Below are 15,022 nucleotides of genomic sequence, written 5' to 3' on the forward strand. Positions count from 1 at the left end.
GGTTTAAGATTTTTTGATAGTTAAGTTTATGAACAATTTGTTAAAAAAGCAAGCGAAAAAGTACAAATTTAGAACAAATACGACACTGGTAGCAATAATTGTTATAAAAAAGCCGCCAATTTGTGATGATTTATCACATTTTGACGGCTTGTTTATCATTTTGTGATGTGATGCTTTTCGCGATCAGTTATTCGAGAAGAACCAGAGCAATACACCGATAACGGCAATGGCAATCGCGATCGCGATGGCAACCTTTGCAGGAGATACAGGTGCCTCGCCTCTGATCTGACCTGTCTGTCCGTTTACAACGATGTTATAGACCTTATCCTTGAACTTGAAGTTTGCGATCCAGATAGGAGCAAGAACATACTTATAAGTAACCTTTGAATAAGCTGTATTGAATGTAAGCTTCGATACGCTGTCAGCCTTACGCTTCTTCTTCTCCATGCTGCGGATCTCGCTGTCGATCTTGGACTTGATCTGACCCTTTGCGATATCCCATCCTTCATCGAGTCCTACCGTATATCTCTCGGCAAGGAAACCTGCAATGAATTCAGGCGAATACTTACGGAGCTTTGTGAAGTCGAACTTTGAAGCCTGCTTGATGTAAGGGTTGTTCGTCTTCTTGCTGGCATAGACGGTCTCATCGTCGATGAAGCGCTCGTAGATGCCGCGGTAAGTCCTGTAAGTAGTCGTTGTGTTGCCCTGGCTGTCCTTGCTGTTGAAACCCAGCTTGATCTCATAAGGAGATGTCGTCTGTGAATCGTATGTCCAGTAAGGAAGGTAAACACCGCTGAAGTTCTTTGCTTCGCAGCTCTTCTTGGCCTCATTGGGAGCGAAGAGCTTGCCCTTCATCCAGCCATGGAAGAGCTGTGCAGCCTTTTCCTTTGTGATCTCGAAAGGTACAACGCCGCCGGGAGCAACGACATCATCGTCGTTGTCAACGGGCATAACCTGTGTCGATCCGCAGTAAGGGCAGCACTGTGCAGTATCTGCGGTATCCATGATCGTCTCAGCTCCGCAGTTCTTGCAGACCAGAGACTTCTTCTCTTTACCCCAGTCAAGGCTCTCACGGTTCTTTGCGGAAGAGAAATCGAGCTCTTCAACATCCTGGCCGTTGTCCTCAGGCTTGGGAAGCTGCCTTGAATAGCCGCAGAACGGGCAAGTCATGGCAAGAGTATCAGGATCGTAAACAACAGTAGCGCCGCAATTAGGACACTTCTTATCAGTTACGTCTTCGGTTTGGCCCTCGGTAATGACTTCAATCTGTTCATCTGTGTTTCCCATGTTCTCTGCCATAGTATCACCCCTTTATATAAATTAATTATCAGAATTCTCTTCTTCTGCCCTTAGGATTCTCGGAAGCGCCGCCGTCATCGTCATCGTTGAAGGGTCTTCTTCCGCCGTTTCTTCCGGCAAATCCGCCTCTTCTCTCACGGTTAGGTCTTCCCTCTCTTCTTCTGGGTTCTTCCTCTACGAAGCCCTCAGGCTTGGGGAGGCAGTCGCGGATGGAGAGGTTGAGTCTGCCCTGGGAATCGATCTCGATGAGCTTGACGTGAACCTTGTCACCTTCGTGGAGAACGTCCTCGACCTTTTCAACTCTGTTCCATGCCATCTTGGAGATGTGGACAAGACCTTCCTTACCGGGGAGGAACTCAACGAAAGCGCCGAAGTCCATAAGTCTGGTAACAACACCATCGTACTCTGTGCCAACCTCAGGGTCGGAAACGATGCCGTTGATGATCATCTTTGCCTTCTCAGCCTTCTCAAGGTCAGGTGTGGAGATATAGACCATACCGTCATCGTTGATGTTGATCTGGGCGCCTGTGTCGGCAATGATCTTGTTGATGACCTTTCCGCCTGAACCGATGACTTCTCTGATCTTGTCAACAGGAACCTGCATGGAGATGATCCTGGGAGCCCACTTGTTGAGCTCTGCACGGGGTGCGGGGATGCAAGGGAGAATGATGTCGTTGATGATCTGGAGTCTTCCCTTGTGTGTCATCTCGAATGCAGCCTTGATGATGTCTAATGTAAGACCTTCAACCTTGATGTCGACCTGGATGGATGTGATACCTTCTGTTGTACCTGCAACCTTGAAGTCCATATCGCCGAAGAAGTCCTCGATGCCCTGGATATCCATGAATACGAGGAAGTTGTCGTCGTTATCGGGATCTGTGATAAGTCCTGAAGAGATACCTGCAACAGGTCTCTTGATCGGAACGCCTGCATCCATGAGCGAGAGTGTGGAAGCGCAGACGGAACCCTGTGATGTGGAGCCGTTGCTCATCGTGATCTCGGATACTGTTCTGATCGAGTAAGGGAACTCTTCCTCTGAAGGAAGAACGGGGATGAGAGATCTCTCGGCAAGAGCGCCGTGACCGATCTCACGTCTTCCGGGTGACTTGGAAGGCTTAGCCTCACCTGTGGAGTAACCCGGGAAGTTGTAGTGGTGCATATATCTCTTATATGTCTGCTCATCCAGACCTTCGAGCTTCTGTGCATCGTCAAGAGGAGCAAGAGTACAGATATTCATTACCTGTGTCTGACCTCTCTGGAAGAAAGACGAACCGTGAACTCTGGGGAGTACGCCTACTGCGCAGGACAGCGGTCTGATCTCATCAAGAGCTCTGCCGTCGACTCTGATGTGCTCACGGAAGAGGTAATCTCTAACGACCTTCTTTTCGAGCTTGTAGATGGCATCAGGTGCCCACTTTGAAAGGCCCTCTTCCTTCTCTTCGAGCAATGCGGCAACTTCTTCCTGAAGTGCAGCAACGTTAGCATCTCTTACTTCCTTGTCCTTTGAAAGAACTGCAGCACGCATCTTGTCCCAGCCGTATTCCTTGACAGCTTCGAAGATCTCTTCCGGAACGTCTGCTGACTCGTAAGTGAACTTCTCCTTACCGATCTCAGCAACGATGCTGTTGATGAACTCGCAGATCTTCTTGATCTCTTCGTGACCTTCTGCGATAGCATTGAGCATTACATCGTCAGGTACTTCGTTAGCACCGGCCTCAACCATGCAGATCTTGTTAAGTGTACCAGCAAGAGTAACGTACATATCTGACACTTCACGCTGCTCAAGTGTAGGGTTGATGATGGTCTTGCCATCGATAAGGCCTAATACAACGCCGCCGACAGGTCCCTTCCACGGAATGTCGGAAATAGCGATTGCGATAGATGTACCGAGCATTGCTGTAATCTCAGGAGAGCAATCCGGATCAACAGACATAACGAGGTTGTTTACGCAAACATCGTTTCTCAGATCCTTAGGGAACAAAGGTCTGATAGGACGGTCGATAACACGGGATACGAGGATAGCCTTCTCGCCCGGTCTTCCCTCTCTCTTGAGGAAGCCGCCCGGCATCTTGCCTACAGCATACATCTTCTCCTCATAGTCGACAGAGAGCGGGAAGAAGTCGATGCCTTCACGGGGGGTTGCACTTGCTGTTGCAGTTGAAAGGACTGTCGTCTCACCGTATCTTACGAGAGCGGAGCCGTTTGCAAACTGCGCGATCTTACCGGTCTCGACAACTAACGGTCTGCCGGCGATTTCAGTTCTGAAGATCTTTTCCATTCTGAAACTCCTTTAATAAAAATATTGAATTTTGGTAAAGGAGGTAGTTCGTAGATTCACGGTCCGAGCGATCTTTACCGGCGTTCGGGCAGTCAATCTACACACTACACTCCTTCTCGAACTTAATAATTATATACTAAAAGAAAAATAAGACAAACATTTACCATTACACAAAAAACGAGGTGCCTCAAGCATTTTGAGACACCCCCATTTCATCACCATGTCTATTTTTCGAAAGCCCCGTCTGTTCCCAAGACTCCGGATCAGCCTGTCAAAGAGTCGGAACAGTCTTTGCGATTATCTCCGCAAGACCCTTGTGCCCTGCCGGATCCAAGTGCAGCCCGTCTTCTTTTGAAGGCTTAATGTAAAGCTTTGCATCCAGGAAACCGCATCCGTGCTTGTCTGCGACCTTCTTGTAGAACTCGGAAAGGCGCCTGGACTTATCGATGGACACCCGGTCAAACGAACCGGCAAAAGGTCCGGTGAGGATATCCTCACTTATCTCCGGCGGAGATACTATAAGGATCTTCGGGATATAACCCTGCTTGAGGTCCATTACCTTCTCAGCCCTCTGAACGATCTCATTCAAACCTGCCGCGATATCCTCCGGCTTTGCATTATAAATGGTCTTCATGTCGTTAGTGCCGAGCATGATTATCAGGTAATCCACCGGCCTGTGCGTGCAGAGGATACCCTTTATGTAGTCGATGCCGTTCTTCCAGTCGTCATTAGGGTCATCGAAAACGGTAGTCCTGCCGTTAAGACCTTCTTCTATGATCTTATAATCCCCGCCAAGAAGCTCCTGGAGAAGGCAGGGCCATCTGACCGATTCCGGAAGTCTCTCGCCGTTAACGGGATTATGTCCGTAAGTATTTGAATCGCCGAAGCATACAACAGATTTCATATGATTATTCCTTTACAGTCTTCAAGTCATCGAGCCATACGTTCCTGGACGCATCGGAAGGCATCCTCCAGTCGCCTCTCGGTGACAGGGTTACGGTACCTACCTTGGGTCCGTCGGGTACGCATGATCTCTTGAACTGCTGCGAGAAGAATCTTCTCATGAATGTCTCTTCCCACTTGTAGATCGTATCGGCATCGTAAACGCCGTCAAATGCGATCAGAGCCATGCGGTAGATCTTCGAAGGGGCAAATCCGAATCTGATCATGTAGTAGAGGAAGAAATCGTGCAGTTCATAAGGTCCGACAGTTTCTTCCGTCTTCTGTGAGATCTTGCCGTCTTCCGTAGGCGGCAGAAGTTCCGGTGATACGGGCGTCGCAACAATGTCCGCAAGTGCCGCGGAAAGCGCAGGACTGGTCTCTGCCGTACGCGTTGACTCATAAGATACGAGATATCTGACGAGCGTCTTAGGAATGGAGCAGTTGACTCCGTACATGGACATGTGGTCGCCGTTATATGTAGCCCATCCGAGTGCGAGCTCGGAAAGATCTCCGGTACCTATGACAAGACCGCCCTCCTGGTTTGCCAGATCCATGAGGATCTGCGTACGCTCCCTGGCCTGTGCGTTCTCATATGTTACGCTGTGGTCTTCCATATCGTGACCGATGTCCTTGAAGTGCTGTGTGACTGCGGCTGAGATAGATATCTCCTTTAATGTGCAGCCGTATTCCTCAGCAATATTTATCGAATTATTCTTTGTCCTTGCGGTCGTGCCGAATCCGGGCATCGTAACGCCTATGATTCCCTTGCGGTCGAGCCCCAGTTTATCGAAAGCGTGGATCGTAACTATGAGAGCCAGCGTCGAATCAAGTCCGCCTGAAAGGCCGATCACCGCCTTGCTACAGTTGATGGCCTTGAGCCTTGTGTAGAGACCTGCAGCCTGCATGTTGAGGATGTCCTCGCACCTTGCGGCAAGATCCGTAGTGCTCTCGGGAACGAACGGAGTCCTGCTGATATGTCTTTCGAGCTCGATGTCAGGGAATTCGGCATCAAACTCGATGATGTCGATCCCGCTGTCTCCGTTTACATCGGAAGAAAAAGTGTTGCTCCTTCTCCTGTCCGCTTCAAGACGCTCTATGTCGATATCGGCAAAGAGGATCGCATCTTCGTCGCTGTCATTGGCAAAACGCTTGCTCTCGGCAAGGATCTTTCCGTTCTCAGCTATAATGTTGTGTCCTGCGAAAACAAGGTCCTGAGTCGACTCGCCAAGCCCTGCATCGCAATAAACATAAGCAGCCATGAGCTTTGCGCTCTGCATCTTGACCAGGTCTCTCCTGTACTTTGCCTTACCGATGATCTCATCGGAGCAGGACAGATTGAATATTACCTGAGCGCCGTTCTTTACATAGTCAGCCGAAGGGCTTGAAGCGACCCAGAGGTCCTCGCATATCTCGGCGGCAAAATAGAAACCGGCGCAGTTGAATACCGCCTTACCGAAGCAGACGTCATCTTCGGTCATGATTATTCCGTCATCCGTATAAGGAGTGAAATGTCTCAGTTCATAGAACTCAGAATAATTGGGGATATTCTGCTTAGGAACGATACCGATTATGTCGCCCTGATGGATGACTGCGGCAACGTTATAGAGCTTTCCGCCCAGTTCATAAGGAAGGCCTACGATCAGGACCGTATTGAGGTCCGACGTCATGTTTGCCAGGTCATAAAGTCCGTTTCTGGCCTTGTCGAGCAGGGCCTTCTGCAGGAACAGATCACCGCAGGTATATCCGGTAAGTCCGAGCTCCGGGAATACGATGACCGCACAGTCCTTGCTCGCAGCCTTTCTGGCTAACCTGACCGTTTCTGAAATGTTATGATCAACATCTCCCACCCTGACCTTCGGGCTTGCCGCCGCAACTCTGATAAAACCGTCAAGCATAGTGATGCCTCCCCGAAAAATATAATAACCTGTTAATTATACACCATCGCAAAACGACAAAAAAAGCGGTCCCCGAAGGGAACCGCTTTCCTGAAATAATCCGTTTGAAAGATTACTTTCTGATGCCGAGCCTTGCGATAAGAGTTCTGTAACGCTCGATATCAACTGCTGCAAGATAGTCAAGGATATTTCTTCTCTTACCAACCATCATGAGAAGACCTCTTCTGCTGTGGTGGTCACCCTTGTGGGTCTTGAGATGTTCTGTGAGGTGATTGATCCTGTAAGTAAGAAGTGCAACCTGAACCTCAGGAGAACCTGTGTCGCCCTCGGAGAGAGCATATTCCTTGATGATAGCCTGCTTGTCGAAAGATGCTGACATAAATCTTTCCTCCTTAAAATATAAATACGCCAAAATCGAAGGTAAGGGTCGGAGTCTTCCGCAAAACTGCGATTAAGGCAACTTGGTGATGATAACATCCGGAGTCTGTTTTGTAAAGCACAAACCTTAAAAGAACGGCATTTCCGTAAAAAAGCGGCTGCCCTCACCGGACAGCCGCCTGTAGTCTTACCACTTTTGCAGTATTACTTGAAGATGTGATATCTGCTGATGATAGGAGTAATCGTATTAGCAACTGTGGACATGAGCTTGATGAAGATGTCCAGAGCAACGCCTACAACGTCCTTACGTGTATCACCAATCGTATCACCGGTAACAGCTGCCTTATGCGCAGGAGATCCCTTTGCGTGACCCTTGAGCATACCCTGCTCGATGTACTTCTTAGCGTTGTCGAACGCACCGCCGGAGTTACCCATGAAGATAGCTCTCGGGATGGCAACGATCGTAGCACCTACGAGGATACCGCCTACGAACTCAGGTCCGAGGATGAAGCCGCCGATTACAGGAATGAGGAGAGCGAGGACTGAAGGAAGAACCATTCTGCGGATAGCTTCCTTAGCAGCCATTGCGATCATCATGTTGTAGTCAGGCTTAGCCTTACCGTCAAGAACTTCCTGTGTCATCTGCTTGTCTCCGACGTCAGCCATGATCTTAGCTGCATCGATCGTGTTGTCTGTAAGGATAGCGCTGAAGTATTCAACGAGGGCACCACCGAGGATACCGCCTGCAACTACGAAGAATGTAGCGAAGTTGAGTACAGGAACTGCAACGTCACCGGAGTAGCTGCCTACATAAGCCATGATGAGGGAAACTGTAGCGAAAGCTGCAGAACCGATTGCGAAGCCCTTACCGATAGCTGCTGTTGTATTACCAACTGCGTCGAGCTTATCTGTGATCTTACGAACGTCAGGTGCGAGGTGGCAAGCTTCTGCAAGACCGCCTGCGTTGTCTGCGATAGGACCGAAAGCGTCGATGGAAACTGTTGCACCGACGAATGCAAGCATACCGAGAGCGGAGATTGCGATACCATAGGATCCGCCGATGATACCGGAAACGATCAAAGCGATGATGATTACGAGTACAGGGAGAAGAACTGATCTAGAACCTACAGCGTCACCCTTTGTAACAACGAAAGCCTCACCCTCTGTGCACATCTCGGCGATCTTCTGCGTAGGCTTGTGATCTGTGGATGTGTAGTACTCTGTGATGATACCGATAGCGATACCGGATACGATTCCCATGATGGAAGAAACCCAAGGGGAAGCCCAGCCGAGCTTAAACTCTGTATAGAGAGGTACATCCTTGAAAATGAAGTAAGAAGCTACGCCGCCGAATACGACTGTGCAGCCGGCGGAGATCCATGTGGAGAGGTCGAGCTCTCTTGACGGATTGTCGCCCATCTTCTTGATGTTTGCGAGGCCAAGACCGATAAGGCATCCGACAAGACCGCAGCCTGCGAGGATGACCGGGAAAAGGATCGTGGCATTGAATGTAGCGTCTGTGATCTGAGACTCACCTTCTGCAAGAGCTGTCTTGAAGAGAGTAACTGAGATCATGATGGAAGCAGACATTGTAGCAACGAATGACTCCAAAAGGTCGGAGCAGTTGCCGGCGATATCGTTAACGTTGTCGCCGATGAAGTCTGCGATCGTGTTAGGGATTCTGGAGTCATCCTCAGGAAGGTCATGTCTGAGCTTACCGAGAATATCTGAAGAAATGTCTGCAGCCTTTGTGTAGTTACCGCCTGCAACACGGTTGAACATAGCAACGATGGAGCAGCCGAGCGAATATGTGGATATTCTCATGATGTAGGGGTTGCAGATAAGTCCGATCTGGATCAGGCCCTGGCTCTCTGCATCGTGCTGAACGCCGCCGAAGCAAAGGAGAACGCCGAGGAATCCCAGCATACCGAAGCCCTGAACTGCGAGTCCGCTGATGGAACCGCCGCAGAGTGCGACCTTAACTGTCTCTCCGATAGAAAGACTCTCTCTTGCCTTGTTCGATGTACGAACGTTAGCATAAGTAGCGCTCTGCATACCGAGAACGCAAACGATAGAGCTCATCAAAGCGCCCATGAGGAATGTGATACCGCTTGTCTTCTCAACAAAGAGTGTGAAGATAATTGCTACCGCACCTACAACGATGACGATGCTCTTGTATTCCGTCTTAAGGAATGTCTGCGCGCCGGAACGGATGATACCTGACAGTTCGATCATCTCAGGTGTTCCTTCGGGCATCTTCTTAATACGGAAGTAGTTGACCGCAACGTAGACAAGTGCAAGCACTACTACGCCGAGTACGATTAACCAGGAAGATGTTAATAAAGACATATACCGGGCCCCTCTCTTTAAGAATTTAGATATAGATTTTGCGAAGCATTCGGGCATAGTAAACCCATGCTCAGTTTAAACCGAACAGATTATACATATAATCATTTTCTTTGGCAATCAAAATAATACCGATTATTCCGCAGAAAATGGCGATTTTTTACGGGATCATTCCTTTACGAGCGAATCGACAAAGAGTATGGGATCGAAATCAGCCAGATCTTCCACTTTCTCGCCCAATCCGGCAAGAACGATGGGCTTGCCAGACTGGTATGCGACCGCGATGGCGACACCGCCCTTGGCGCTTCCGTCGAGCTTCGTGATGCCGACATAATCAAGGCCGGTGACTTCACCGAAACCTTCTGCCTGGATAACGGCATTCTGCCCTGTCGTGGCGTCTATTATCAGGAGAGACTTGATGACTGCGTCAGGTGCTTCACGCTCAATGACGCGTCTTATCTTCGCAAGTTCCTCCATAAGATTCTTCTTATTATGCAGACGGCCGGCAGTATCTACAAGGAGAACGTCCGTGCCTCTTGCCTGTGCCGCATGGATCGCATCGAAAACAACGGAAGCGGGATCAGCTCCCTCCTGCTCCTGTGCGATGACGGCCGTTCCGGTCCTCTCACCCCAGGTCTTGAGCTGTCCTACCGCAGCCGCACGGAAAGTATCGCATGCAGCCATGAGGACCTTCCTGCCCTCTTTCTTGTATCTGGCGGCCAGCTTTCCTGACGTGGTAGTCTTGCCGGTTCCGTTTACGCCGATCATCAGGATGATGTTGAGCTTCCCGGGTTCGATGGCAACGGTCCGGGGCTCGCCCAATATCTCGAGCATCCTCTCCTTGACCGAAGCGAGGACCGCTTCCTTGCTGTCATCACCAGTCTTCCTGATATTCTGCTTGACCCTGTTCATGATGTCTTCGCTCGCGGCAACTCCGCAGTCTGCCCTGATGAGAAGTTCTTCGAGCTCGTCGAGCATATCCTCATCAAAATGTCCGCTGGAAGCGGCAAGCTTCGTAAAACTTCCCGCAAAGAAGTTTCTTGTCTTTTCGAGTCCCTTTTTAAACAGATCTGCTAATCCCATTATCTAAGCTCCATAGAAAGGATCTTTGAAACGCCACGCTCTGCCATGGTAACGCCGTACATCTGGTCACAGGCCTCCATGGTACCCTTACGGTGCGTAACAAGAATGAACTGAGATTTGGCGGAATGTCTCCTTACGAAGTCCGTAAATCTCGTGATATTAACGTCGTCAAGCGCAGCCTCGACTTCGTCCAGGATAACGAACGGAGAAGGCTTAAGTTCCTGAATGGCGAAAAGAAGTCCGATGGCCGTAAGGCATCTCTCACCGCCCGACAGGAGCGAAAGGTTCTGCAGTTTCTTTCCCGGAGGCTGTGCCTTGATATCGATGGCACACTCCAAAACGTCTTCGGAATCGTTGCCGAGGACGATTTCCGCGGTACCGCCTCCGAACAGGTCGGTAAACACCTGGCTGAAGTTGTTGTTGATCGTAACGAAATGCTCGGTAAACTCAGACCTCATCTTTGTAAGCAGTTCGTCGATGACGGTCTCAAGGTCCTTCTTTGCGGCTTCGATGTCGTCCCTCTGCTTCGTCATGAACTCGAGACGCTCGGAAAGCTCACTGAATTCCTGCAGCGCTCCCAGATTGACCGGACCCAGAGCCTTTATGGAGTTCTTGAGTGTCTGTATCCTCTTGGTCTGCTCGCCGATCTTTGTTACAGGTTCGACGGAATCCTTGATGTTGTCATATGTTGTCTCGTAATCTTCCCAGAGCCTGTTCTTGTTCTGGTCGATCTCGAAGATTATCTTGTCGTATTTGCTTACATGGGCATTCAGTTTTTCCCTCAATGCCTGTATCTCGTCACTGCTCGCGGAAAGTCTGTCGCCGAAAGAGTTGAGATCTCCCGTAACGGCAGCCCTCTTCTCAAAGAGCTCTGCTATCTTTTCTTCCAGTACTTTCTGCTGCTTGGAATTCTCGTCGAGCTTGCTGTCAAGGTCGTTGATCTCCCTTGTGATGCTGTTGACGGTCTCTTTTGCTTCCCTGATGGATTCGCTGAACTTGTCGCGGCCCTGCTTTGCATCTTCGATCTGCTTCTTGATGTGACCTGCGAGATCCAGGATACCACTCCTCTCAGTGAGCTTGCGTTCCGCAAGTGACGCGGTCTCCCTGACTCTGGCAGCTATCTTCTCAAGTTCGACAGCCTGCTCCTCAGAGAGTCTCTGCTGCTCCTCTATCTCTTCGCGGTAATCGGAAAGCTCTCCGTTTATCTCGCCCTCGATCCTGCTGAATTCCTCGAGATCCTCTTCAAGTCTTATCTTCGACTTGGAGACTGTCTGCATGTTCTCATCGTAATTAGCAAGAGACTTCTCTATCTCACCGAGTCTGGTCTTTGTGTTGTTGTACTCACCCTCGGCCTTTACTTCCTCGAGCTGATAGTACTTCAGCTGCTCACCGAGCTGTGCGAGTTCGCGCTTCAGCGTGCCTATGCCGTCGTCAACTTCCTGACGCTGGTCTTCGGAATCTGACAATTTGGCTTCAAGGTCAGCGACAATCTTGGTAAGAGATTCGATCTCGTGCTTTCTTCCGATGATGCCCGTCCCGGCACCGGTTCTTCTCATGGATCCGCCCGTGAGGGATCCGCCCGGATTGACCGAATCGCCCTCCAATGTCATTACCTTATATGCGCGTCCGGTTCTGGAAGCGATGGCTCTTGCGGCATCCAGGTCGTTTGCCACAAGGATCCTTCCCAGAAGGTTTGCGACGATATCCTCAAGGTCGCGGCTGCATCTTACAAGATCCGAAGCGACTCCGATATATCCGTTTATGCTCCTGGCTTTTCTCAGGTCATCTTCATCGATGTATCTGGCTCTGATGTTCTCTATGGGGAGGAATGTGATCCTTCCGAGCCTCTTTTCCTTTAAAACGCCGATAAGTTCGGCGGCATCCGCCTCGCTCTTTGTTACCACGTTGTTGAGGGAATTGCCCAATGCCGTTTCTATCGCAGTCTCATACTTGGTATCCGTCTCGATAAGGTCGCCCAGGATACCGACGATGAGGCTCTTTACTGACCTGTCCGTCTCGGCAAGATCCGTAAGCCTCTTAACGGATTCCTGATATCCCTCTTTATTCCTGTCGACATCTTTCAGTGTCTTGAGCTTGGACTCTTCCGCAGAGAGCTTTCTGTTGTTGACCTCAAAGAACTGATTGAGTTCCACCTGACGGGCTCTCAATTCCTCGAGCTTGCCGTTGCGGACCTCGATATCCTTAGAAACGTCGCCCTTGATCTTCCTGATCTCGGTCAGAGCCTTTTCTTCTTCCTCGAGTCTCGCACTCAGTTCGGCCTTTCCGCTCTCGGAAGTGCTCCTGGCCTCCTGCATGTCCTTTATCTTGTCTTCCAAAGCCGCGATCCCGGCTTCGCACTCTGTTATCTTCTTTCTGGTCTCGAAAAGTTCTTCCGTCTTGGCCTTTACCTTGGAATCCGCCTTTCCTGCTTCCTTCCTGCTGGCCTCATATTCCTCGAACTTTGCCTGACGCTCTTTGTCGAGAGTCTCGCTTTGAGTCTTCGCCTCATCGGCTTCCTTAAGGAGACTGTCGGCCTTGGCTTTCTTCTCATTGAGTTCAGCGGTGAGCCTTTCGACTGTCTCATCGGTGGACTCCATCTCGGTCTTGAGTTCTTCTATTCTCTGGTTAGTCTGATTGAGTCTTTCAATGGAGACCTTCTTATCGGTCTGAGCCTCATGCTCGTACTCGGTCAGGTCTGAAAGTTCCTGTCTCCTGTCCTCGATCTCGTTATCAAGGGCTTCACTCTTTGAGATGATCTCCTGATGGCTCTTCCTGAGCTTCAGATATTCGTCCTCACGCTCTTCGATCTCTTTCTCGAGCTGTTCCTTGAGACCGGCCGAATCGCCCATCTCCCTGTTGGCTTCTGTGATCTTATGTACGAGGAGCGAAGTCTCGAGCCTTTTTAATTCTTCGTAGTTCTCGTTGAACTTGCGCGCCTTGCCGGCCTGCTCCTCGAGAGGTCCCTTGCGCTCTTCGAGTTCGCCTAAGATGTCATTGATACGGACAAGGTTCTGCTCTGTATTGGTGAGCTTTCTCTGCGCCTCATCCTTGCGGACACGGTACTTAACGATACCCGATGCCTCCTCGATGACCCTTCGCCTGTCTTCAGACTTTGTCGAAAGGATATCGTCGACCCTGCCCTGTCCTACGAGCGAATAGCCGTCGCGTCCGAGACCGGTATCCAGGAAAAGGACCGTAATGTCCTTGAGTCTGCAGTTAACCTTGTTTATCTGGTATTCAGACTCGCCCGACCTGTAGAGCCTTCTGGTGATGCAGATCTCGGGAAATCCGTAGTCGATATAGCCGTCGGAATTGTCGAAAGTGATGGATACTTCAGCATAGTTCATGGATTTTCTGGCGGTCGTTCCGTTGAAGATGACGTCCTCCATCTTGCCGCCTCTGAGCTGCTTTACGCTCTGTTCGCCCAGAACCCAGCGGACCGCGTCACTGATATTGGATTTACCGCTTCCGTTAGGACCAACCACGGCCGTAAGACCGCGGTCAAAGTCGATACAAGTATAATCGGGGAATGATTTGAACCCCTGAAGCTCCAGTTTCTTAAGATACATCCTATATTCAGTTCCGTCTAAATCCTAAAATAATCGCCCAAGTATTATAACCCATACAGGACCTTTTTGTAGGACAATCTTCTTTAGCGGCCTTCCGGATAGAGGCGCATGTATGCTTTTATGCCCTTCTCGGCGCACTTCTGCTCGGCATCCTTCTTGCTGTGACCCGTTGCCGTGGCGAGGAGTTCCTCGTCAGAATATACGCAGACATCGAATTCTTTCATGTGGGCGGGGCCGCGTTCTCCTGTCACTTCGAACCTGATCTTGTGCTGGAAGCCCCTCGTCTGCGCAAGTTCGAGCAGTTTGCTCTTGTAATCCAGGAAAATCTCTCCGTTTACCGCTTTCTGCACCGTTTCGGTAAGATTTTTCAAGATACATTTCTTTGCCTGCTCAAATCCGCCGTCGAAATAAACCGCAGCGATTACCGACTCAAAACAGTCAGCCAGCGTAGAATCCTTGTCGTTTCCGTTGCTCTGCGCCTCGCCCTTTCCCAGGAGCAGATAATCTCCCAGATGAAGTTTTCGAGCAACTTCCGCAAAAGACTTCTCGCAGACCGCAACGCTCCTCATCTTAGACAGATATCCTTCATCCGCCTGGGGTTTTAACTCGTAGAGCATCTGTCCCACCACGACATCAAGAACGGCGTCGCCTATAAACTCGAGCCTCTGGTTGGACTCCCAATGGCCCCTTCCCGTCTCGAAAACATATGTGGTATGGGTAAAAGCCGTCTCAAGGAGCGACTTGTCATTAAATGTATAACCCAGATCTTTTTCTAAACTTGAATAGTCAGTCATGGCAATAATTACAAGAAACGGCTGAATGCATCGATCCGCATCCAGCCGTCAAAACTTCTTAAGTTAATTCAGAGAATTGTTATCCCCGGCATATCAGCCCTCTGTAAGGCTCTGAATATACTCGACTGCATCCTTGACGGTAACAACCTTCTCAGCTACGTCATCAGGGATCTCGATATCGAATTCCTGCTCCATAGCCATAACGAGCTCAACCATGTCAAGAGAATCAGCGTTAAGATCATCAACGAAAGAGGAATCTTCTGTGATTGTATCCTCATCTACACCGAGCTGATCAACGATCATCTGCTTAATCGAGTTGAAAAGTTCTTCATTTGTCATAATTAGTACCTCCGTACGATTCTTGTTAAATCCACAAGTTGTTTTTAATGTAAGTTAAGGTTTTTGTCAATAGGTTATTTTGACTGCCAAAGTTCTTTG

Annotated in this window: 10 protein-coding genes; all 10 read right to left on the reverse strand. The window is 49.7% G+C overall.

The window, feature by feature from the left end; genetic code table 11:
- Positions 1–183 precede the first annotated feature (183 nt).
- Positions 184–1,299, reverse strand: a complete 1,116-nt coding sequence (locus tag BO18_RS14770; RefSeq protein ID WP_034447552.1) for a TFIIB-type zinc ribbon-containing protein — start codon at positions 1,297–1,299, stop codon at positions 184–186.
- A gap of 28 nt (positions 1,300–1,327) precedes the next feature.
- Positions 1,328–3,577 (reverse strand): polyribonucleotide nucleotidyltransferase, encoded by a 2,250-nt coding sequence (locus BO18_RS14775; protein WP_066738344.1) that lies wholly within the window; start codon positions 3,575–3,577, stop codon positions 1,328–1,330.
- 271 nt (positions 3,578–3,848) lie between these two features.
- A complete protein-coding gene (locus BO18_RS14780; protein WP_034447553.1) occupies positions 3,849–4,481 on the reverse strand; it encodes an SGNH/GDSL hydrolase family protein in 633 nt (210 codons plus the stop codon).
- Positions 4,482–4,485: 4 nt separating this feature from the next.
- Positions 4,486–6,414, reverse strand: a complete 1,929-nt coding sequence (locus tag BO18_RS14785; RefSeq protein WP_034447554.1) for an NAD(+) synthase — start codon at positions 6,412–6,414, stop codon at positions 4,486–4,488.
- Positions 6,415–6,526: 112 nt separating this feature from the next.
- Positions 6,527–6,793 carry a 30S ribosomal protein S15 gene (rpsO, locus tag BO18_RS14790; protein WP_034447557.1) on the reverse strand — a complete coding sequence of 89 codons (267 nt, stop codon included), beginning with the start codon at positions 6,791–6,793 and terminating at the stop codon, positions 6,527–6,529.
- A gap of 203 nt (positions 6,794–6,996) precedes the next feature.
- Positions 6,997–9,141, reverse strand: coding sequence for a sodium-translocating pyrophosphatase (locus BO18_RS14795; RefSeq protein ID WP_034447558.1), 2,145 nt, complete (start codon positions 9,139–9,141; stop codon positions 6,997–6,999).
- Between the two features lie 165 nt (positions 9,142–9,306).
- A complete protein-coding gene (gene ftsY, locus BO18_RS14800) occupies positions 9,307–10,221 on the reverse strand; it encodes a signal recognition particle-docking protein FtsY (RefSeq protein WP_034447562.1) in 915 nt (304 codons plus the stop codon).
- Entirely contained in the window at positions 10,221–13,790 is a 3,570-nt protein-coding gene (gene smc / locus BO18_RS14805) for a chromosome segregation protein SMC (protein WP_034447564.1), read from the reverse strand. The genes ftsY and smc overlap by 1 nt, the downstream gene beginning before the upstream one ends.
- An 83-nt stretch (positions 13,791–13,873) precedes the next feature.
- Positions 13,874–14,584: a ribonuclease III gene (gene rnc, locus BO18_RS14810; protein ID WP_034447565.1), complete on the reverse strand. Its 711-nt coding sequence runs from the start codon at positions 14,582–14,584 to the stop codon at positions 13,874–13,876.
- Positions 14,585–14,677: 93 nt separating this feature from the next.
- Entirely contained in the window at positions 14,678–14,923 is a 246-nt protein-coding gene (gene acpP / locus BO18_RS14815) for an acyl carrier protein (protein WP_034447567.1), read from the reverse strand.
- Between the last annotated feature and the right edge of the window lie 99 nt (positions 14,924–15,022).

Source organism: Butyrivibrio sp. AE2032, assembly GCF_000702965.1.

What these genes read in the sequence shown, in the direction of transcription:
- BO18_RS14770 (WP_034447552.1), bottom strand. Translation starts at nt 1,299, where the DNA reads ATGGCAGAGAACATGGGAAACACAGATGAACAGATTGAAGTCATTACC.
- BO18_RS14775 (WP_066738344.1), bottom strand. Translation starts at nt 3,577, where the DNA reads ATGGAAAAGATCTTCAGAACTGAAATCGCCGGCAGACCGTTAGTTGTC.
- BO18_RS14780 (WP_034447553.1), bottom strand. Translation starts at nt 4,481, where the DNA reads ATGAAATCTGTTGTATGCTTCGGCGATTCAAATACTTACGGACATAAT.
- BO18_RS14785 (WP_034447554.1), bottom strand. Translation starts at nt 6,414, where the DNA reads ATGCTTGACGGTTTTATCAGAGTTGCGGCGGCAAGCCCGAAGGTCAGG.
- rpsO (WP_034447557.1), bottom strand. Translation starts at nt 6,793, where the DNA reads ATGTCAGCATCTTTCGACAAGCAGGCTATCATCAAGGAATATGCTCTC.
- BO18_RS14795 (WP_034447558.1), bottom strand. Translation starts at nt 9,141, where the DNA reads ATGTCTTTATTAACATCTTCCTGGTTAATCGTACTCGGCGTAGTAGTG.
- ftsY (WP_034447562.1), bottom strand. Translation starts at nt 10,221, where the DNA reads ATGGGATTAGCAGATCTGTTTAAAAAGGGACTCGAAAAGACAAGAAAC.
- smc (WP_034447564.1), bottom strand. Translation starts at nt 13,790, where the DNA reads ATGTATCTTAAGAAACTGGAGCTTCAGGGGTTCAAATCATTCCCCGAT.
- rnc (WP_034447565.1), bottom strand. Translation starts at nt 14,584, where the DNA reads ATGACTGACTATTCAAGTTTAGAAAAAGATCTGGGTTATACATTTAAT.
- acpP (WP_034447567.1), bottom strand. Translation starts at nt 14,923, where the DNA reads ATGACAAATGAAGAACTTTTCAACTCGATTAAGCAGATGATCGTTGAT.